Here is a 1,445-nt window from a genome sequence, read left to right as displayed (position 1 = left end):
GGGGGCGTTTGCGGGAGGGGGCGGAATCCTACGCTAAGGATTTGGGCCAGCGATATTCCCCGGTTAGATTGATGTGTTCCCATCCCAACGGCGAGACGTGGGCGAGTAGATCAGGCGCGATATGGGTACCGCTGGCGGCCCGGGTATTGACGACCTCGCCGAGCTTCATGGTGTTCCAGAATATGATGATGGCGGCGAGCAGGTTCATTCCGGCGATGCGATAGTGCTGGCCTTCGCCGGATCGATCCCGGATTTCACCTCGGCGGTGGAAGCTGATGGCGCGCTTTAGGGCGTGGTGGGCCTCACCCTTGTTGAGGCCGATCTGAGCCTGGCGCTGGAGGCCGGCATCAAGAATCCAGTCGATCATGAACAGGGTTCGCTCGATGCGGCCCACCTCTCGCAATGCGAGGGCCAGCTCATTCTGGCGCGGGTAAGAGGCGAGCTTGCGAAGAATCTGGCTGGGGGCGACGATCCCCGCTGCGATCGTCGCCATGATGCGCAGGATGTCGGGCCAGTTGCGCTCGATGAGCGGTTCATTGATCTTACCTCCGACCAGCGCTCGCACATTGGCCGGCGTCGCGTTGGGCGTGAAGGCATAGAGTCTTTTCTGAGGGAGATCGCGGATACGGGGGGCGAACCTGTAGCCGAGCAAGGCGCAGGCGGCGAACACATGATCGGTGAAGCCGCCCGTGTCGGCAAAATGCTGGCGAACGCGGCGGCCCGCGTCATTCATGAGCAGCCCGTCCAGGATATAGGGAGCCTCGCTGACCGTTGCCGGGATCACCTGGGTTGCGAACGGCGCATATTGATCGGACACATGGCTGTATCCCTTGAGGCCCGGGACGTTGCCATATTTCGCGTTGATCAGATTCATCGCCTCGCCCTGCTCGGTAGCAAGGAAGAACTGCCCGTCGCTGGATGCCGATTGCCCTTGTCCCCAGAAGGCGGCCATGGGCAGGGCGGCGTGGGCCTCCACGATCATGGCGAGCGCCCGATCATAGGCGCTGCCTTCGACATGCCAGCGCGCGATCCGCAGCAATTCCCAGAAGCTGTGCGTGTTGGTCGCCGCCGCCATCTTGCGCAAACCGAGATTGACGCCTTCCGCCAGCAACACGTTCATCAGGCCGATCCGGTCGCTGCAGGGCGCGCCGGTGCGCAGATGCGTGAACGCCTCGGAAAATCCGGTTCGCTCATCGACTTCCAGCAACAGATCGGTGATCCTCGCGGGCGGGAGCTGTTGATAGAGATCGAGCACGAGATCCTCGGCCCCTTCGGGCGTGTCGGCCCTCAGCTTGTCGATGTGCAGCTTGCCGTTCTCGATGATGCCGCCTGGGATCGTGCCGGTTCGCGCCGCGCGGCCAAACTCCTTCAGCCGTGTATCCAGTCGAGCCCTGCGCTCGGCCAGCCATTCGCCGGGTCGCAGCGGCACGGCGAGCCGCGCGGTC

1 protein-coding gene is annotated in these 1,445 nt (G+C 63.5%); it reads right to left on the bottom strand.

Features of this window, described 5'->3' with window-relative positions:
* Positions 1 to 28: 28 nt before the first annotated feature.
* Positions 29 to 1,445, bottom strand: a 1,417-nt coding sequence (locus tag NTCA1_RS28275; protein WP_159832496.1) for a Tn3 family transposase, incomplete at its 5' end; no start/stop codon positions are given.

Source organism: Novosphingobium sp. TCA1, from assembly GCF_009811895.1.
Lineage (GTDB): Bacteria > Pseudomonadota > Alphaproteobacteria > Sphingomonadales > Sphingomonadaceae > Novosphingobium > Novosphingobium panipatense_A.
This window is presented reverse-complemented; position numbering and strand designations above follow the sequence as displayed.